This window comes from Thiofilum sp. (assembly GCF_016711335.1).
Lineage (GTDB): Bacteria > Pseudomonadota > Gammaproteobacteria > Thiotrichales > Thiotrichaceae > Thiofilum.
Genome location: NZ_JADJTF010000001.1, coordinates 3,392,989 through 3,411,159 on the forward strand (window position 1 = coordinate 3,392,989; position 18,171 = coordinate 3,411,159).

General features: G+C 45.3%; 19 protein-coding genes. All 19 read right to left on the minus strand.

Features of this window, described 5'->3' with window-relative positions; translation table 11 throughout:
* Positions 1–45: 45 nt before the first annotated feature.
* Positions 46–444, minus strand: a complete 399-nt coding sequence (locus tag IPL34_RS15910; RefSeq protein WP_296842435.1) for a PIN domain-containing protein — start codon at positions 442–444, stop codon at positions 46–48.
* On the minus strand, positions 441–674 hold the full coding sequence (locus IPL34_RS15915; protein WP_296842436.1) for an AbrB/MazE/SpoVT family DNA-binding domain-containing protein: 234 nt from the start codon (positions 672–674) through the stop codon (positions 441–443). Before IPL34_RS15915 ends, IPL34_RS15910 begins: the two co-directional genes overlap by 4 nt.
* A 150-nt stretch (positions 675–824) precedes the next feature.
* Positions 825–4,616: a methionine synthase gene (gene metH, locus IPL34_RS15920; protein ID WP_296842437.1), complete on the minus strand. Its 3,792-nt coding sequence runs from the start codon at positions 4,614–4,616 to the stop codon at positions 825–827.
* A gap of 254 nt (positions 4,617–4,870) precedes the next feature.
* On the minus strand, positions 4,871–6,604 hold the full coding sequence (locus IPL34_RS15925) for a tail fiber domain-containing protein (protein ID WP_296842438.1): 1,734 nt from the start codon (positions 6,602–6,604) through the stop codon (positions 4,871–4,873).
* A 10-nt stretch (positions 6,605–6,614) separates the two neighbouring features.
* Positions 6,615–6,968, minus strand: coding sequence for a hypothetical protein (locus IPL34_RS15930; protein ID WP_296842439.1), 354 nt, complete (start codon positions 6,966–6,968; stop codon positions 6,615–6,617).
* A gap of 1 nt (position 6,969) precedes the next feature.
* On the minus strand, positions 6,970–7,911 hold the full coding sequence (locus IPL34_RS15935) for a hypothetical protein (protein WP_296842440.1): 942 nt from the start codon (positions 7,909–7,911) through the stop codon (positions 6,970–6,972).
* Between the two features lie 5 nt (positions 7,912–7,916).
* A complete protein-coding gene (locus IPL34_RS15940; protein WP_296842441.1) occupies positions 7,917–9,806 on the minus strand; it encodes a baseplate J/gp47 family protein in 1,890 nt (629 codons plus the stop codon).
* A complete protein-coding gene (locus tag IPL34_RS15945; RefSeq protein ID WP_296842442.1) occupies positions 9,803–10,219 on the minus strand; it encodes a GPW/gp25 family protein in 417 nt (138 codons plus the stop codon). The genes IPL34_RS15940 and IPL34_RS15945 overlap by 4 nt, the downstream gene beginning before the upstream one ends.
* Positions 10,220–10,229: 10 nt before the next feature.
* Entirely contained in the window at positions 10,230–10,517 is a 288-nt protein-coding gene (locus IPL34_RS15950; RefSeq protein WP_296842443.1) for a PAAR domain-containing protein, read from the minus strand.
* 11 nt (positions 10,518–10,528) lie between these two features.
* On the minus strand, positions 10,529–10,924 hold the full coding sequence (locus IPL34_RS15955; RefSeq protein ID WP_296842444.1) for a phage baseplate assembly protein V: 396 nt from the start codon (positions 10,922–10,924) through the stop codon (positions 10,529–10,531).
* An 11-nt stretch (positions 10,925–10,935) separates the two neighbouring features.
* Positions 10,936–12,048 (minus strand): hypothetical protein, encoded by a 1,113-nt coding sequence (locus tag IPL34_RS15960; protein ID WP_296842445.1) that lies wholly within the window; start codon positions 12,046–12,048, stop codon positions 10,936–10,938.
* Positions 12,049–12,057: 9 nt separating this feature from the next.
* Positions 12,058–12,705: a LysM peptidoglycan-binding domain-containing protein gene (locus IPL34_RS15965; RefSeq protein WP_296842446.1), complete on the minus strand. Its 648-nt coding sequence runs from the start codon at positions 12,703–12,705 to the stop codon at positions 12,058–12,060.
* Complete coding sequence (locus tag IPL34_RS15970) at positions 12,705–13,709, minus strand: hypothetical protein (protein WP_296842447.1); 1,005 nt, start codon at positions 13,707–13,709, stop codon at positions 12,705–12,707. The genes IPL34_RS15965 and IPL34_RS15970 overlap by 1 nt, the downstream gene beginning before the upstream one ends.
* Before the next feature lie 40 nt (positions 13,710–13,749).
* Positions 13,750–13,956, minus strand: coding sequence for a DUF6760 family protein (locus IPL34_RS20760; RefSeq protein WP_366931065.1), 207 nt, complete (start codon positions 13,954–13,956; stop codon positions 13,750–13,752).
* Complete coding sequence (locus tag IPL34_RS15975; protein ID WP_296842448.1) at positions 13,908–14,195, minus strand: hypothetical protein; 288 nt, start codon at positions 14,193–14,195, stop codon at positions 13,908–13,910. The genes IPL34_RS20760 and IPL34_RS15975 overlap by 49 nt, the downstream gene beginning before the upstream one ends.
* Before the next feature lie 80 nt (positions 14,196–14,275).
* The gene (locus IPL34_RS15980; RefSeq protein WP_296842449.1) at positions 14,276–14,704 is read right to left on the minus strand and encodes a phage tail protein; all 429 of its coding nucleotides are present in this window, start codon (positions 14,702–14,704) and stop codon (positions 14,276–14,278) included.
* 34 nt (positions 14,705–14,738) lie between these two features.
* Positions 14,739–15,854, minus strand: a complete 1,116-nt coding sequence (locus IPL34_RS15985; RefSeq protein ID WP_296842450.1) for a phage tail sheath C-terminal domain-containing protein — start codon at positions 15,852–15,854, stop codon at positions 14,739–14,741.
* 6 nt (positions 15,855–15,860) lie between these two features.
* Positions 15,861–16,511, minus strand: a complete 651-nt coding sequence (locus IPL34_RS15990; protein ID WP_296842451.1) for a Pvc16 family protein — start codon at positions 16,509–16,511, stop codon at positions 15,861–15,863.
* Positions 16,511–18,169, minus strand: coding sequence for a DUF4157 domain-containing protein (locus IPL34_RS15995; protein WP_296842452.1), 1,659 nt, complete (start codon positions 18,167–18,169; stop codon positions 16,511–16,513). The genes IPL34_RS15990 and IPL34_RS15995 overlap by 1 nt, the downstream gene beginning before the upstream one ends.
* Positions 18,170–18,171 lie beyond the last annotated feature (2 nt).

Genomic DNA, 18,171 nt, shown 5'->3' on the forward strand with positions numbered 1-18,171 from the left:
CTAGCTAGATGCTTAAGCTTATTAAGAGATTCGTCCATGTCGTTATTATTTTAACAATTTGAATGTGGATGTAAGGGCAGCTTTGCGATCAAATGTAACCGTGTAAGCTGCTCCTAATTTTTGATGCGTACGTGCTAACAAATAATCCGAAAAGTCCGCATTACCTTGCACATAATCGTGCCATGCTAAAATCGCAAGATCAGCGATTTCAACCTGAAACTCTTGGCAAGTTAAAATAGCGTGTAATGCTTGAGCGACCTGTTCGCGTGAATAGTGATAGGCCCGATTTAATACCCATGCCACTTCACTAAGTACAATATGGCTAATGATCCCTAGATTGCTAGTAGACAATTGTTGCTCAATAAATTCGGTGGCAAGTGGTGATTGGAGAGGGTCATCTTGTGTTAGATAGCGCACCAATACATTGGTATCTAAACCTATCATGAGCTTAACGCTTGTGTGATAGCCTCATCCATAGCTTCTAAGCTCACAGGTTGGGCAGGCTTAGGCAACATACCCTTAAGCGTTTTTACAGGACGGGTGACTGGTAATAAAAATAAACGCCCATCATCTCCAAACACAAATTCGATGCGATCACCTGTATTGAGTTTCAAGGTTTCGCGAGCAGCTTTGGGGATGGTTATTTGACCTTTAGCCGTGATGGTTGCCAACATAAGCTTACCTATTTCAATAATCCTTACCTATCTAGATGTTAACATAGGTAAGGAATAAGTGAATAGATAGATGAAAAACAGGACATTCGTATGGAACTTAAAAATCATGCTCAAAATAAGTCTGCAATATCCTTTAAGCTAGAACAGTGCTCAAAACTCATACCCCAACACCGGACTCAGCCACTTCTCAGCCTCCTCCACTGCCATACCCTTACGCTTGGCATAATCCTCCACCTGATCCCGCGCAATCCGACCAATACCAAAATAACGCGACTCAGGATGGCTAAAATACCAACCTGACACCGACGCCGCCGGATACATCGCAAACGACTCAGTAATCTTAATACCAATGCGTTTCTCTACATCCAACAACGACCACAACGTCGCCTTTTCAGTATGGTCTGGACACGCCGGATAGCCTGGTGCTGGACGAATCCCCTGATACTTTTCCGCAATCAATGCATCATTATCCAACACTTCATCAGCGGCATAGCCCCAAAACTCCTTACGCACCCGCTCATGCAAACGCTCCGCCAAGGCCTCAGCCAAACGATCACACAACGCCTCTAGCATAATCGCACTATAATCATCATTCGCCGCACGAAACGCCGCCAAATGTGACTCAATCCCAAACCCAGTACTCACCGCAAACGCACCAATCCAATCGGCTTGCGCTTCTCCCTTGATAAGGGGAGACTGAGAGGGGTTTTTAGGCGCAATAAAATCCCCCAAACTGTAATTCGGCTGTTGTGCATTGCGATCCATCTGCATACGTAAATGATGCAAAGTCGTGAGTACTTGAGTGCGCGATTCATCCGTATAAAGCTCAGTATCATCCCCTACCGCATTCGCAGGGAAAAAGCCCACAATCGCCTTAGCCTGAATCCACTTTTCACTGACCATCTTGGCCAGCATAACTTTAGCCTCAGCAAACAACTTAGTCGCCTCAATGCCGACCACTTCATCGGTCAAAATGTCGGGATAACGCCCCGCCAACTCCCAACTACGGAAAAATGGCGTCCAATCAATACGCTCCACCAACTCATCCAAAGGATAATCATCAAACACCAGAATATTCTTTCCCCCCTCGCCCATTTCGGGAGAGGGGACGGGGGTGAGGGTTTGCCCACCTGTGGGGGAGGGGTTATGGGTGGGGGACAACATCTTCGGCTTAGGCGGCACATAATTATCCCAATCCCCCTTAAACCCATTCGCCCGCGCATCAGTCAACGAAATCAACTTACGCTCGGTCTGATTCGCGGCACGTTTCACCCGTACCTGATCATATTCAGCGCGTAATTCAGCGACATAGTTCGGCTTAATCTCTTTAGATAATAAATTACTCGCCACCCCCACCGCACGCGAGGCATCGGGCACATACACCACCATATCATTGTGATATTGCGGCTCGATTTTGACCGCTGTGTGAATCTTAGACGTGGTTGCGCCCCCAATCATCAGCGGAATTTGGAAGCCTTGGCGCTGCATCTCCTTCGCCATGTGCACCATTTCATCTAGTGAAGGGGTGATCAAACCGGATAATCCAATAATATCCACGTTTTCATCACGGGCAACTTGCAGGATTTTCTCGGCGGGAACCATGACCCCTAGATCAATCACTTCATAGTTATTACATTGCAGCACCACCCCTACAATGTTTTTACCAATGTCGTGCACATCGCCCTTGACCGTTGCCATGAGGATTTTGCCATTGGCTTGAATATCCGTGCCCTCTTTTTCTGCCGCCATAAAGGGATCGAGATAAGCCACCGCTTTTTTCATCACACGAGCGGATTTGACCACTTGGGGCAGAAACATTTTGCCCGCACCAAATAGATCACCCACCACGTTCATACCATCCATGAGTGGGCCTTCAATGACTAATAAAGGCTTGCCTAATGTTACCCGTGCTGCTTCGGTATCCTCATCGACATAAGCATCAATCCCCTTGACTAAGGCATGTTCGAGGCGCTTTTCTACTGGCCATGAGCGCCATTCTAAGTCTTCTTTTTTGACTTCGGTTGCGCCATCGCCTTTATATTTCGGCGCAATATCTAATAAGCGCTCGGTCGCCCCCGCGTCCCGATTTAAAATGACATCCTCAACCGCATTACGTAGCTCAAGGGGAATATCGTCATAGACTGCCATTTGTGAGGCATTCACTATCCCCATATCCATACCCGCTTGAATCGCGTGATACAGGAACACACTGTGAATCGCTTCACGTACTGGATTATTACCACGGAAGGAAAATGATACATTCGATACCCCACCCGATACATGAGCATGCGGTAGGTTTTGCCGAATCCAACGAGTGGCTTCAATAAAATCCACTGCATAGTTATTGTGCTCATCAATCCCCGTAGCAACGGCAAAGATATTCGGGTCAAAAATAATATCTTCGGGCGGGAAACCGACTTGTTCAGTCAAAATTTTATAAGCGCGGCTGCAAATCTCGATTTTGCGCTCTTTGGTATCCGCCTGACCTTTTTCATCAAAGGCCATTACAATGACAGCAGCCCCATAGCGACGCACTAAGTTGGCTTGCTCAATGAATTTAGCCTCACCCTCTTTCATCGAGATCGAGTTGACTATGCCTTTGCCCTGAATGCACTTTAGACCCGCTTCAATGACATCCCACTTAGAGGAGTCGACCATCACAGGTACACGAGCAATATCGGGTTCAGACGCAATCAGATTGAGAAAACGCGTCATTTCCTTTTCGGCATCGAGTAAGCCTTCATCCATATTCACATCAATAACTTGAGCGCCGCCCTCGACTTGCTCCAAAGCTACTTCTAAAGCTTCTGTATATTGACCATCTTTAATCAGACGCTTGAATTTAGCTGAACCGGTAACATTAGTACGCTCGCCCACATTCACAAATAGGCTATTTTTGCTGACATTGAAGGGTTCTAAACCCGATAAGCGTAATTGCGGCTCAATCGTAGGAATGGGGCGCGGTGCATAAGGTTTAACAATTTCAGCAATCGCTTTAATGTGAGCAGGAGACGAACCGCAGCAACCACCCACGATATTTAAAAAGCCTTTTTCCGCCCACTCTTGGATATAACCCGCCATTTGCTCAGGGGTCATATCGTATTCACCCATTTCATTGGGTAAACCTGCATTGGGATGAGCCGAGACTAAAGCACCAGAAATGCGTGACATTTCTTCAATAAAGGGGCGCATTTTATCCGGTCCCCACGCACAGTTCAGACCATAAGACAGCGCACCGGAATGAGACAGCGAGTTATAAAATGCTTCCGTCGTTTGTCCGGTTAAACCCCGCCCTGATGCATCCGTAATAGTCACCGAAATCATAATCGGTAGCTCAATACTCAGCTCATCAAACACTTGCTTAACCGCAAAGACGGCTGCTTTAGCATTGAGGGTATCGAATATGGTTTCCACCATAATAATATCCGCACCGCCTGCTATTAAGCCGCGCGTGGCTTCTTTGTAGTTCTCTACTAATTCATCAAAGGTGGTATTACGATGCCCCGGATCATCGACTTTAGTCGATACCCCAGCCGAGCGTCCGGTAGGACCTAAAATACCGGCGACAAAGCGGGGTTTGTCAGGCGTACTGTATTGATCCGCTACGGAGCGGGCTAATTTAGCCGCTTCGAGATTCAACTCATACGCTAACTCCTCCATAGCATAATCGTGCATCGATACACGCGTGGAGTTAAAGGTACAGGTTTCTAAAATATCCGCACCCGCCTCCATATACTGACTATGAATCTCACGAATCACTTCGGGCTTGGTCAGAACCAACAGATCATTATTGCCCTTGACATCCTTATGCCAATCCTTAAAACGCGCACCGCGATAATCCTCTTCTTGTAGTTTATAGCGTTGGATCATCGTTCCCATCGCACCATCGAGAATGAGGATACGTTGTGAGAGGGCGTTTTTCAGAGCTTCTATGCGAGTCATGGCAATTATTTAATGTGGTTTAAAACAAGGGGGCTATCCTAACAGAGTCGACACTTGAGGATAAGTATTAAAATCGGCTCTTAAGACTTAGATAGCAACTATTCAGGCTGTTTTGCAATAAGCAAAAAACTGTTAAGGAGCTTTATTACTTGATAAAAAAACAGGGAGAGAATAAGCATCGCCTGAAATTTTGCCACAAAGCAGCTCTCCACAATGAAAAATAGCTGAGAACTACTGAAAATATTTCTTTATGGTTAATTTTTAGATGGTGTTAGCAACGCAGTCATTTTGTCCTGTAACTGCTCAATCATCTTCTGTTGCTCCTGCACTACCTTGGTCAACGCCGCAACAATATGATTCATGTATATCGCACTGTGATCTTGGGTAGTGACCTCATCCGGTGCATCTTCAGCAATGAACCCCATGCTCAATGTATCGCTGGTCGTGTATCGAAAAGAAACAGGAGTCAGGTTATTCAGTATATTTTTTGCCATTACACCGCCCATCGCCCTAATATCCTTTTTGATATTTCTGGAAGATTGAACTAACTGCCCTTTCTGACGCACATCTCCATCAACATCTAAATTTTTAGTAATATGAACGTTGCCGATAAATACGCCTGCCTTACCATTATCGCCCTTATGCTCTCCCCAAACACCCGCTCCGGTACTATTTGGGTTAAGTTGGATACCTGCCACTGCTGCAAACCAATCGGAATTTGTCTCTCCATGCACTGCTTCACCACCTTGACTGACGGCATATATAGCTGCGGGATTAGACTTGGGCGGTCTATCTGGCTCAATGCCAAAACTTTCTGCTCGTAGCGCAATACCCTTTGCGCTTTTAAAATAGCCACCCATTCCTTTTCCTTTATGCTCAGCCCAAATGCCCGAATGAGGACTATTTTCGTTATTATGAATACAGGCTAAAGCCGAGTAATGTTCAGCATTTGTTTCAGCACGAACAGCCTCACCTGCTGCACTGGTTGCTTTAATAGCGATGGGATTGGGTTTAAAAATTGCTGCCACATCTATCGGAAATGGTCGAATTGCTCTAATAGCCTCACCAAATGATGATTCATTAAACAGTCTACCTATAACACCGAAGTGATCACTGCTACTTGCCGATGAAGGGGTATCTGTAGCTCGGATAGGTGTTGTTATTGTGTCAAGTCCACCCTGAGTCACTGACTCAACCAACAATGTCGGATTCCATGATTCATTTTTACAATAAACTGCACTACCTTTTTTACTTGCGAAATAGCCAGCAAATCCTTTTCCATTCACTTCAGCTTGGATAGCTGCACCGTCACCATCGAGGTTAAATTGCTTCGCAGAAATTACAGGAGCTTTTTCTGAATTCGACTCAGCTTGAATGACGGTAGAGTGCTTCGCGTTTGGAGTAGAAACTTTAATGACTGGAGTATTTTCACTTTGAGACAGTAAATCAAGACTCGTGATAGGCTTTATTTCTGGAAAGTTGATGATTCTACTTTTTATTTTTGCAATCACTTTTTTTGACTGATCAATAGAAAGCTTGTCATCTGTAAGCTTTATTTCTCCCAGAAAAATACCGACACCATTCTCTGTTATATCCAATAATAACTCAGCTTGCTCCTTAATGAACTTATCATTTCCGTTAATATTTTGCTCAGACTCTTTATGTTTTACAAATACAAATACAGAAGCAGGTTTTTTTTCTGATTCAAATGTAAGTGGTATTTTCTTATCCGCATCAATGACAATCTCATTACCCTCTCTATCAATAGCAAATCCACCTTTAATAGATACAGTAACACTCAAAGTAAATTTTTCTGGATTAGTAGCTTCAGTTATGCCAGGATTTGAAAGAGTAATACCAAATCCATCCAAAACCCCATAATCAAAAATTTGCTTATTAATTGCTCGCCTCATTTGAATATGATATTTTTGATCTCGGTCTAAATCTGTTTTTCCGAAATTATTTAGCTTGTAAATCGCACGTTCCATAACAATACCCTCACTTAAATTCAATAGAAAACTGGGTAAAAGCTGGCACAATCTCTTTAAGTAGATGACTTACCTTTTCTTTTTCATCCTCTAGTGATTGAGGCAGATTAATCACAAGTGAAAAGTCTTCATCTTTTTTAGTTGTAATAGCAATAGCACTTCTATCTATACTGTTATTCCATGATTTCAAATAACTGATATAATTTTGATTCGCTGCCAAGTCGAGTCTGGATAACTGATCAATAGCCTCCAACAGCTCATGATTTTTCTTATCCAATAGACTTAAAAATTCCATAAGAATCCTATCCTCTTGGAGAAAGCTAGGAATGTAATAAGAAAGATTTTGATGTTCATCTGAAATCATTTTAATAGCCTTCAAGATTAATAGTTAATTCTTTTACATCTAGCACATCATCCTTTTCCATTTTCACTCCATAAACACCTGTTTGTATACTTCCACCCCCAACAAATAAATAGCGACCTAAATCATCATCATTATTATTGAGTAAAAATTTAGCTCCATCCGTCGTAGGATTATAAATAGAATTTACAAATTTCACACTAGGGAAACTTTCTAAAAAAGCATATATATCTTTAAAGTAAACATTTGCACCTATTCTCCAGCCACGCCCATCATGCCAGCCAAACTCTGGGTCAAAAAAGTTTTTAAGTGCTTCCTCCAAATGTTTTTTTTCATTAACCACATCAAAACCTGCCACTAATCCTACCGTGATTTCAATGTTGACTGCTACCAATGCAATAGATTTCACATGAATAAAAATTCCTGAGATAGCCCTTGCTTGCATGGCTTCTTCCAGTTCTTGCAAATAAGAATGTGTCCCTTCTGAATCAACCGTTAAATCTTTCCCGTTCTTCAGGCATATCACGACCTCAAAAGCATTGGAAACTTTATCATCTAAGCGTATTGTCGTTTGTACTACCTTAATTTTCTCAGTCGTTTGCGCTGTGATAATTTGTGTTAATACTTTATCACAATCATCCAGTGTCACTATGGATTGTATTTGTCGGTAGGCTGTTAGCGTTTGATAGGTTCTTGTCTGTAAATCGGAAGCCTCATTGTTATTCCCCAATAACCGGAGAAATCCAGCATACGTATCATCGCCCAGTTGGTCAGTTTGATAAATCAATGCTTCAGTCACCAATGCAAAGGCTTCCAACACAGTGATACCAATATCACTAGGGTTGTGGTCAGTCCAATGCGGAGCGAGCGCGGGTATCATACTGCGTGCTTCCTGCATGAGTTGCGTAAAATCTTTATCATCTAATTGAGGTAAAAAAGCACTCATATTTATTAACTCTCGCTTGTAATAACGTGCGATGAATGACTGCAAATAATGAAACTCTTATTGCCAAGAGTAATTTCACCATCTAGATTGTTAAACTGAATTTTCTTGATATTGATCTCAACTGAACGCAACAAAAAATAAATATCTGAAATACTCGGTACTTCACCGACATTCCAACCATTGCCCTTGTTTCCATATAAGGGGTGTAGAAAATCAAACAATTTCTTATTGATTACTTGCTTAGTTTGTTCTAATACATCGCCTGCCAAAGCAACTCTTACAGTTACAGGTAGATAATCAATACCCAAGACATGCACAGATACATTCGGAAACGTCCGTTGTAGTAAATAGTCTTGTACCTGTTTTATTAGTCGCAAAGTAGGTTGAGGTTGTAGGTCTTGTGAGTGGGGCATAATCCATACACTTAATTGCCCACCTTTTTCAGTAGTGCTATCACTGCCCTTACGCAAATCCAATAGCGGGAAGCATTTGGCAAAGGCAATTTCTGGTGAGGCGAGTTTGGCAATCTCTTCAAAATCACGTGCAGTTACCGCACGATCACGATGACGCATGATGCTGTGAGCACGTTGCATAAAATCAGCTAAGGATTCTGTTGCCACGCCACCGTATGCACCGGATCGGTTGACGACCTTACTAACAAAAGGTGAACTGAGCATCATATCTTGAAGTGAATGAGGCTGGATATTGCCCTGCTTGCCCTGTGTCACTTGATAGCGCAATAAACGGATATTACGCACCCCAGCGGGTGGAATCATACCTTGTTGACCATCACCAAAAAACACCAAACCTTTATTGCTATCCAAGATGTAATGACGATCACTGGCTAAAGAAGCACGAAAATCAATAACCGCTGTCCATGTTGTCCACTGTTGGGGCAAATTGGGATCACCTACCCGCTGTTCCAGCACTTCCAACTGTTGTCCGGGTAGCAGCGAGGCTCGTTGAGTTTGGAAGATTTGCTCTGCCGTACCATTGCTTGAGCCTAGTATTTCGCTGTTAATGGTTTCCTGCTGGGTAGCGGGAACGGTATTTGTACTTATCCAACGAATGTGCGGTTTAAGTGACGGTACAACAGTATCCTTTTCTTTTATCGTGCAGTTTAACCACAAGCGATGCTCTTTTTCCCCAAACAGCGGTAATGGTGTTACTTCGCTTGCCAACTCAAGGATAATCATGCCTGACTGGGTTAGCCCTTGGGTTTGGTCATCCAGAACACTTACTGGTCTGTTTTCTGATGCTGCAATCAGCGGCTGATAAACCATGTTCACCTCCAACTGACGTTGGGGGATTTCAGTTAAGCGCAGTTCAGGTTCATAACACAAATCCTCCAACTCGACATACACACTCAATTGTGTACCCTGCCAGCCCTGTACCGCAAAACCCAAATCAAACGATCCAGATTGCGATACATCGTTTGCCAATTCTTGTCCTGCATCAAACAATGGAGACACTGAGTCATTATGATTAAAACGGATTTTCTGCAATTGTACTGGGGTCAACCACAAATCCTGATCAGTTTCAAACACCAAGGGTACAGCACTATCGAGAGGCGGAGGCGCAGTCACTTGTGTAGCAGCGGGAATCAATACCCCTTTACCAGTAAATTTATGCGGTACAAATGTGACTGGAACGTGTGCAGGGCGTGCAGATAAGGGGGCATATCCCAGTAAAGACAAAAAAGCCAGAAATTGTTTTTCCGGGATGCGGTTAATGCGCTCAATCACTTGCCCACAAAAATAGGCAAAAATATCAATCAGAGCACGACTCACTTCACCGCCACTGTTTCCGTTTTCAGAGTTCCAACCGGCTTGACGTAAGACAGCCTGAGCAATATCTGGAGCGGTTCTGGTATCAACAATAGGTGGTTTAATCATCCTGTGTGACCCCGCTCAAGGTAAAAAGGAAAAACCAGATTGAATTCTGTGTCGGTGGCACGAATACGGTAATGAATGTCAATCAGCAGGGTATTCATCTCACCCTGTTGTGTTTGCCAACGGGTATTCACTGTCAGCAAATCAATGCGAGGTTCAAAACGCAGCAAACTTTCCTTAACCTGTTCTTGTGCCAAAATCGCAGTCACCGGGCTTAAAGGCTCAAATGCCAGCTTATTCAGATTTGCCCCAAACTCTGGGCGCATCACCCGCTCCCCGTGATTGGTTTGCAAAATACTCAGGATCGACTGTTGCACCTGCGCTTCCGCTGCATTCATCGCAAACTCACCATTGACTAGCCGCAAGGGAAATGCCAACCCCTGACCCAAAAATGCTTGCTGTTGTGCGGGTTGCATCGTTGTTCTCCTAATCACCAAAAAATACGGAGGGTTGTGGCTCCGTTCCAATCACATTCCCACTACCGACACTAACGGGTGGCGGCGGACATACCCACTTAACCGGATCACCCACCCGCAAAGCAGGAAAGCCATTAATGAACACACGGTTACTTCCCTGCGTAATATTAACCCCATCCAAACCAGCAACCGCCGCTTTTGCGTTTCCAATCAGTACCGTAGGGCTAAGTGTGATAATAGTCGGTTGACATGGACTCGGTAATTTATCTTGCTCTGTTGCTGCTGCTTTGCCTGCCATACTCATCAACCTCAATTCAAATGTATCTGTGTGCCTTTGATCGTGGTATTACCTGTCTCAGCCGTGATACTAACGCTATCCGAGGCGGCAATTTCAATCGTCTTTGCTTCCAGCTTGATGGTATCGGCTTTTAGTACCAAGGTTCCCTTAGCCTCTGCATCAGGTTGCCACAGACTGCCTAAAATAATCGGAAAGGATGGCTCACCCTGATCAAAACCCACCACCACCCGGTCATTCTCTTGCGGCAGATAGTGCATAAACTGATCCTGACTGGCTAACGGCACGCAAAGGCTAGCTAATAACTCAATAGGCTGGGGGGTTAATAAACGCACCCGCAAACGCCCCTTTACGTCGGGGGTAGCGTCCGTCACGACTGCTTGATAAATACCGAATAAAAGCTGACTCATCCAAAAACTCCTTAATTGAGTGGTTGCCCCGATGTATCCAGTTGTAAAGTGAAATTGGTGATATAACCGCTGCTATTGAACGTATGTGTCGCCTGCATTACTTTATAAGCACTATCAATATCAGTATCAAATTGCTTCATTCCCTTAATGGCTACCCGTATTCCCGGTTTTAATTGGGGTTCACCAATGCAACTGCCGCTCACCTCCAACAGTTTCTGGAGATTTGCCGCCATGATAGCTTGGGCAATGTGCGTTGGGTCTTGTGCCTCATCCTGAAGCAGCTCCCTATGGAGCGTGTCTGCAAACCTTTTACTTGCAATCGCAGCCCGTAACTGATTGGGCAATTTCACTTTTTTTAAAAAAGTGTCCAAATCAACATGAGCCACTGCATCAACCGCTGAAGGCTGAGCACTTCTCACCTTATAAACCTCCACTTTTTTAACCTGCCCACTGAGGCTCAGGCGCGAAGAAAAACTAATCAGTTTTTTACCACGCTCTAGCTCTAATGTCGTCGCGGAATCACGGTGTTGCTTAAAATAGAACTGGTCATTCTCTACCCAAAAAATCAAGCCGGTTTGTTGTTGCAGCCTTTGAAAAAAGGCTAATGCTGTCATACCTTTTAAAGGCAAAGGTTGCTGTATTTTTTGATTATGGGCTGGGGGGATCTCTATCCTCGTTGGTTTTAGCCCCACTTTCTCTGCCAAGGTTTGAATTATGGTGGCAGGATTTTCACTCTCCTTGAAATCCATCCATTGCTCTTGTTGACTGGCATAATGCAACTTGTCAAAACCATCAATTTTAAGGCGTAGACCACCTTCTTCATCCAAGTCAACGCCAATAGCGGTCACTTCGCCCACTATCAGCGTCGTCAAGTTCGCCATACCGACATAACCAAAGGCAATTTCCAACTTTTTACCCAAAGCAAACGGTGAATCAGTACTCTCAAAATAACGAAAATCAGGATCATTAATCTGGAGATGAAACGAACACGGTGCATTGAGTACCTGTGTGATGCTTAGATCAAGCACGGATCGCGTCTCGGCGGGTGACAGTAAACGATCAGCACTTTTTATGCTAAAAATTGGCTTATTCAATAAGAGCGGGGTACTAGATAGTGACAACATACTGACTGGCTAACCTCGTGGAATGGTGAGGCGCATTCCTGCACTCAGCTTTAACGGGTTAAGCAGCTTGTTCGCCTTGGCAATCTTCCGCCAAGCTGTGGGGTCTTTCAGGTATCTGCCTGCCAAACCCTGCACGGTGTCACTACTGGTCACGGTATGTACGGTTTGCGCCATTAATGGATAAGCACTGACTACTGCCCCTAATGTCGACTCTACTGCATCATTACCTTTGAACTCCACACTCAGTTTTGCCCGTAACGGCATCCCCAAGGCATTAAAATACTCGTAGTGCTGCTGAACACTGGCAAGGTAACAAGGAAATACCAATGTCCCCCACAGTAATAGCAAACGCGGGGGGGCATAAGTGGTTTTATCCGGGTCAGTCAGGCGCACAATTGGTTGAGTACGCAAACGCACATCCAGCCCATGCTCGGTGGTATCAAAAAACAATTCCATTTTCAGGGTTTGGACACCGCTACCCACATACTGGAAGACAGATTCTGGCAGACCGGGGATTTTCAACTCGGCAAAATTAGCTGATTTACTGAGTTGGTAATCCGGTGGATTGAACATGACCGGAATCACATGCTCCATCACAGAAAGTGGATTCAGCTTCAGCGACTCTTTATTAATAATCAGTGCTTTTACCAAAGCCATTAATATTTACCTCCACGCTCACGCTCCAGACGTTCACGCCGTTGCATAACCCTTGCCACCCGTTCAGCAATTTGCCCAATCTCAACGGAAGACAGGGATAACGGTGTCGTTGAGTTTGCCGCTGGTGGTGCTTTGGTAAACGGCGGAGCTTCCGTTGTTACCGTGCTTACAGGCATCGGCGATTGGGCAGGGCTTAGCGTCTCAGGCATATAAACCGGCTGAACTGGTGACACCGTGGTTATCAAAGGATCGCTCATGGTCACACCGCTACTACCGGAGGATGGTATTTGTCCGGCTTGGCGTAGTTGCGTTACTTGGTGTTGCTGTGCCTGATCAAACAATCGATCCACTACCGATTCAATAGCCACAGGTGCAGATGTCACGGAAAAAGTCTCAGCGGTATAGACTGGCGGTGATACCTCAAGCTGTGCGTGATGCTGAATGGTGTGTAAGGATGCAGTGTGTTCAGCAAGGAACTCCTGATACACCACGGGTTTATGCTCGACTACCGATTGCCAATGCGATAACTGTTGCCCCCAACGTTCAGGGGCAAGCTCCTGCCGCATCGCTGTCGTATTGCCCTGCATAAGCCGCTGCACCGTGACCGGACGCTCCCGCTGTACTTGCCATTGTTGATACAGTGTCTGGTGATGCAGATGCAGGTGGGTATCACGGCGATCAGGTGGCAAATAGCGCACTAACTCGTTGTTGTGTACCACCACTTGCCGCTGTGGTGCGGTGGCAACAAGGGCATGAGGTGGCTCATAAAACAACATCAACACCTGTGACCAGTTGACGGTTTGTCCTGCTTGGGCAAGGGCGGCAATACGCTGATGCCATGCCTGCCAACGCTGCAAACGGTGATTACCGAACTGTGCCCATTGCTGCTGCTTACCCCGCAAGTGCAAGGCAAAACGTTGGCTCACGGGCAACCAGCCTAGTCGCCGCTTTAGGGCGACAAATCCCACACCAGCAGGTTGTAACGTCTGGGCAGTCTGTTGCATGTGTTATCCTCCTCCTTTTGCTGTTGGGTATGACACGGGGTTAGCGCGATGCTTGCATCCGGTTTTGGTTAATCTGCGACACTTCCGCCACCCAACGCCGCCGCTCCCGATGCTCCATCGTCATTAGCTGTTCTGGCGACCAATGCAAGTGGTACGCAATAAAGGCTACCTCCTCGTACAGCCGGGCGATGGGGTAGCCTACAATCCCCCCGCCTGTTCTGGCTCTACAGCATGGCGGTATCCGCACTGGGGGCAAGTCACCTGTACCTTGGGGCTTTCACTGGCATTGATCCGGTTATAAAAATCCTGCAAGTACGCCAAATCGGCTGCATACAAACCTTCAATGACCTTGGGATTAATGCTATCCAGTGTTCCTAGCTGGCTCACCACCCGCGCCAGCAGGATCACCACCAAATAGGCAGGATTACTTTGTACCCGTGGGTCTTTCAACGGCAATATCTCATCTGCCGCCGTTGCCAGCCGCATCACCCCTTCACGGTGCCAAGTGCCTTCGTTATCCCGATAACCACGTGGCAATACAAACGTAAACTCGGTAGCAAACTGGCTCATGCGCGGATAACCCGTTCACAGCTCAAGGTCAGGCTATCTACTGCCACATCATTGCCCTTGGCACTGAAATCAGGCGCATCGTATTTGCTCGGCCATGCACCAAAGAAGTTCCAACGCACCGCCTCCTGTCCACGATCATCCAGCAGGACAATCGAGCCATTGCGCCGCTCAACACTGCCATCCAGTGCCAAAGCGTGCCAGTCATACAACTCCCTTGAGTCAGTGATGCCCCATTTGAGGGTAATATCCGGGTAACTGGTTTTTCCGGGTAATTTGCGTACATAGTTCGGATCACCGCCTTCGCGGTACTCTACCACTTCCACATTAGAACCAAACCCGCTGCAATCGGAAAAGCCCGCTTGCACAATGCCATCAATTTCAATCAAAAACCGAAAGTTTTTGTAAGGGTCTTTGCGTGTTGCCATTTTTAAACTCCTGTTTGCTTTATTGCGGGGTGAATCAATCACCAGACTGTTGCTGAATGCGGAACACAACGAATTCAGCAGGCTTGACAATAGCCACACCGATTTCTGTCACCACCTGTCCTAATTCCCGATTTTGTGCTGGGTTAGTTTCCGCGTCACATTTCACATAAAACGCTTGTTTAGCGGTTTCCCCAAACAATGCGCCATTACGCCATTGGCTGGTGAGGAAGTCATTCAGTGTGCGCTTGATACGCTCCCATAAAGCGGGGGTATTGGGTTCAAAGACGACCCACTGCGTTCCTTTTTCAATGGATTCACGCAAGAAGTTCATATAACGGCGCGTGCTGATATAGCGATACTCTGAACTTTTCTCGGCGGCACGAGTACGCCCACCCCAAATTTTAATCGCGCCGTTAAAATCCCTGATGACATTAATATTGGCAGGGTTCAAAACATCCTGTTCACTTTTACCTAAACGATACTCCAGATCCAATGCACCCAAAATAGCCTCATTAGCAGGTACTTTATGAACACCACGCTTGGCATCGGTACGGGCATACACTCCTGCAATATGACCACTAGGGGGAATAGTACGGGTTGTGCCTTTTACCAGCGGATTAGCGACTTGAATCCAAGGAAAGTACACAGCAGCATACTGCCCTGTTTCGCTGCGCCCAGAAGCGCAAACCCCATCAGCAAGGCTTTCGGTGCTCTTGTTTATTCTTTCATTGCCATCCAAAATAGCAAAGCGATCCCCTAGGTTTGAGCAATGCTCCATCAGCACAGCATGGTGCTCTTTAGTCGTTGCACCGGGTGCGGCAACAATGGCAACTTCATCAATAGCTGCAATTTTGATTAGGTTGTCAGTCGTCACATCCTCCAGTGACTTCACCCCAACGATCCAACAACGTGTGCCGCCATTATGAAAAAAGCCAAACACGGCATGGGCTAATAACTCATTTTCGGTGGAGAACGCACCAAAACGCTCGATAAAACCTGTCCAGTTGGTAATCAAGGTCGGTTTTTCTGTTATTTTCTCTTCAGCAACAACACCAATAAAAGCAGCCGTACTGGTTCCCACACCAGCAATCGGCATTGCCATTGGCGGGACTTCTTCAACATAAACACCGGGGGATTCGTAGGTAAGCATAATCAGTTACTCCTCTGGATTAACGGGGTTAGGGCTGCGTCGGTTCGGGTCGGTTGAAAGGTTAACCTGATGTTTTGTCACCAGATAAGTGGGTTCGGTTTTCTCATTCATGCCCATTTCGATGGTAGCGGTCAGGTAAAAGGCAGGGCGCGGCGGGATGCCGAGTGCCTGCCAGAATTCGAGGGTGTTACGGTCATTATTCAGGTGGTTGACGGTCAACGGAATGGGGTAATGTAGCTTGCCTTTGACTTCATCTGGCAGGTATTCCTCTGGAATCGTCGGAAACTGGTTGAGCCAATAGAATGCTTCCAGAATCAGTTGATGTTCTTGTTGTACTTTGATTTCATTGGATTCATTTGACCATGCGGTGACAAGATAAGTGCAATCAATCCGCATCGGCGGACGCTTGATCATCGCATCCCTGATCGTCGAATCCTTGATCATCGCATCCTTATCACTACGAAACACCAACGGCACACTATCCCGTAACTCCTTATTCTCCTTAATCTCAAATAAAAAAAAGTTGAGCACAACTCTGTCATCAGCATCAAATTTAGAGCTAGGTGTTACTGAAATAATTTTAGCTTTTGATAGCAAATCAAAAGTTTTAGCATTCCTAAAAATATCGTTAAAAAGCATTGTAATTAAAGCAATCATCAATGTTTTACATCCTTTTCAATCTGTAACCAATTAAGTTTACTCCAATCATTACTTGAAATAATAATAATTCTCTTATTTCTAGGCATACTTAGCAAATCTTTATAAGCAGTCGTTGCCTCGATAAAATGAGTACCTCTATAATCAAAAGATTTCTGCGGAAAATATTGTAGCGGAAGGAGAGATTTTGACATCGCCCCTGCTGGCAAAAGAAGATATATTGGATAGTCGTTTGGATTACCAGAGCTAACTAGAGGAGAGTTTTTTGGCAGAGCCGATTGTCCAAATGTGATAGAAGCCGCAAACGGGCCGAGTTTAACTTCGTTTGTTGCTCCAAATTTTGCACCAAGCTCAAGCCCTATAGCGACTTTAGCTTTCCCTGTAACGGCAAAGGGAACATCTTGAAAAGGCTCAAACGCTACTCCAGCTTCATATGATCCCGCATTGGCTCCAATAGAAGCTCCACATCCTCCTCTTGAACAACCCAATTCAGCACTTGCATGAGCAAGCGTCAGTGTTTCCTGAGCATAAACATTTTCACTAACTCTCGTTGCCGATTCATGCTTTACAGCTCCTGTTTCCGCTGTAATTCCTACGACGCTAGCATCAGCCTCAGCATATAAAAAACTTTGTTTAGACTTATCAGAGGAACTAGATTCTTCTTGTACATGATAGGCTGCATCAACAATTTTCCAACTAGGCTGACCATTTTCAATTTTAATATTTTGAAAAAATTCAGACATAGCCACCCCCATTTCTTCATCAGCACTTTGATTTTCTTGATGCATCGTTGACGAGTTAACTTCCTTATTGTTTTGTTTTTTTGAATAACTTTGATTTTCTTGATGCATCGTTGACGAGTTAACTTCCTTATTGTTTTGTTTTTTTGAATAACTTTTATTCTCACAAGTAAAATCAAGACCACTATCAGAGTATGGTTGTTGCGATCGCTTTTCTTTCCATATTTTTTTGTAATCTTCTATGGATTTACTTGAGTCGTTTTTATGCATAAATTCTGCATATTCAAGACAGTTTTCCATACTTTCGACTGGAGCCTTAGGATCTGAATAACTTTTCTTCCTCAATAAAAAAAGATTTTGCTGTACAGAGTGGGTTAACTCATGCGATAACAAATTTCTGTCAAATAGACTTTCATGTGTACCGAAAACAATATGGTTGCCGACAGTATAAGCACGTGCATTCACATCGGCGGCTGACTGTGCAGCTTGGGTATCGGTATGCACCCGCACTGCTGAAAAATCATGCCCAAACCGCGCTTCCATCTCTTCCCTGATCCCCGCATCCAATGCCCGCCCCGGACGTGCCAAAGTCTGTTCCACACTCGCTGGCACATCCATCCCCGCATCCCCGCCACCACCACTAAACCGCTGCACCTGCACTGGCGCACGTTCCGTCGTCAACGGTTGAGGAATCGCCATCACCTGTTCCGCAATCCGGTCTGCTTCCTGCTCATAACGGTCATTCGGGCTACCGATCTTTAACTTGCGCTGCAACAAACGCCCCACTGCCTGATTACCCACCCTACGCTGCAACCCCAACACCTGTTGTTGCGGAGTCACCCGCCCCTTTGCAGCGGGGCTGACCACTGCCGGACTAGCCGTGGCAGCGGGTTTGGAAATATGCTGATTTGCTTTCATTG

Excerpts from the sequence above, each read along its gene's own strand:
- IPL34_RS15910 (WP_296842435.1), bottom strand. The coding sequence starts at position 444 with ATGATAGGTTTAGATACCAATGTATTGGTGCGCTATCTAACACAAGAT.
- IPL34_RS15915 (WP_296842436.1), bottom strand. The coding sequence starts at position 674 with ATGTTGGCAACCATCACGGCTAAAGGTCAAATAACCATCCCCAAAGCT.
- metH (WP_296842437.1), bottom strand. The coding sequence starts at position 4,616 with ATGACTCGCATAGAAGCTCTGAAAAACGCCCTCTCACAACGTATCCTC.
- IPL34_RS15925 (WP_296842438.1), bottom strand. The coding sequence starts at position 6,604 with ATGGAACGTGCGATTTACAAGCTAAATAATTTCGGAAAAACAGATTTA.
- IPL34_RS15930 (WP_296842439.1), bottom strand. The coding sequence starts at position 6,968 with ATGATTTCAGATGAACATCAAAATCTTTCTTATTACATTCCTAGCTTT.
- IPL34_RS15935 (WP_296842440.1), bottom strand. The coding sequence starts at position 7,911 with ATGAGTGCTTTTTTACCTCAATTAGATGATAAAGATTTTACGCAACTC.
- IPL34_RS15940 (WP_296842441.1), bottom strand. The coding sequence starts at position 9,806 with ATGATTAAACCACCTATTGTTGATACCAGAACCGCTCCAGATATTGCT.
- IPL34_RS15945 (WP_296842442.1), bottom strand. The coding sequence starts at position 10,219 with ATGCAACCCGCACAACAGCAAGCATTTTTGGGTCAGGGGTTGGCATTT.
- IPL34_RS15950 (WP_296842443.1), bottom strand. The coding sequence starts at position 10,517 with ATGGCAGGCAAAGCAGCAGCAACAGAGCAAGATAAATTACCGAGTCCA.
- IPL34_RS15955 (WP_296842444.1), bottom strand. The coding sequence starts at position 10,924 with ATGAGTCAGCTTTTATTCGGTATTTATCAAGCAGTCGTGACGGACGCT.
- IPL34_RS15960 (WP_296842445.1), bottom strand. The coding sequence starts at position 12,048 with ATGTTGTCACTATCTAGTACCCCGCTCTTATTGAATAAGCCAATTTTT.
- IPL34_RS15965 (WP_296842446.1), bottom strand. The coding sequence starts at position 12,705 with ATGGCTTTGGTAAAAGCACTGATTATTAATAAAGAGTCGCTGAAGCTG.
- IPL34_RS15970 (WP_296842447.1), bottom strand. The coding sequence starts at position 13,709 with ATGCAACAGACTGCCCAGACGTTACAACCTGCTGGTGTGGGATTTGTC.
- IPL34_RS15975 (WP_296842448.1), bottom strand. The coding sequence starts at position 14,195 with ATGCGGCTGGCAACGGCGGCAGATGAGATATTGCCGTTGAAAGACCCA.
- IPL34_RS15980 (WP_296842449.1), bottom strand. The coding sequence starts at position 14,704 with ATGGCAACACGCAAAGACCCTTACAAAAACTTTCGGTTTTTGATTGAA.
- IPL34_RS15985 (WP_296842450.1), bottom strand. The coding sequence starts at position 15,854 with ATGCTTACCTACGAATCCCCCGGTGTTTATGTTGAAGAAGTCCCGCCA.
- IPL34_RS15990 (WP_296842451.1), bottom strand. The coding sequence starts at position 16,511 with ATGATTGCTTTAATTACAATGCTTTTTAACGATATTTTTAGGAATGCT.
- IPL34_RS15995 (WP_296842452.1), bottom strand. The coding sequence starts at position 18,169 with ATGAAAGCAAATCAGCATATTTCCAAACCCGCTGCCACGGCTAGTCCG.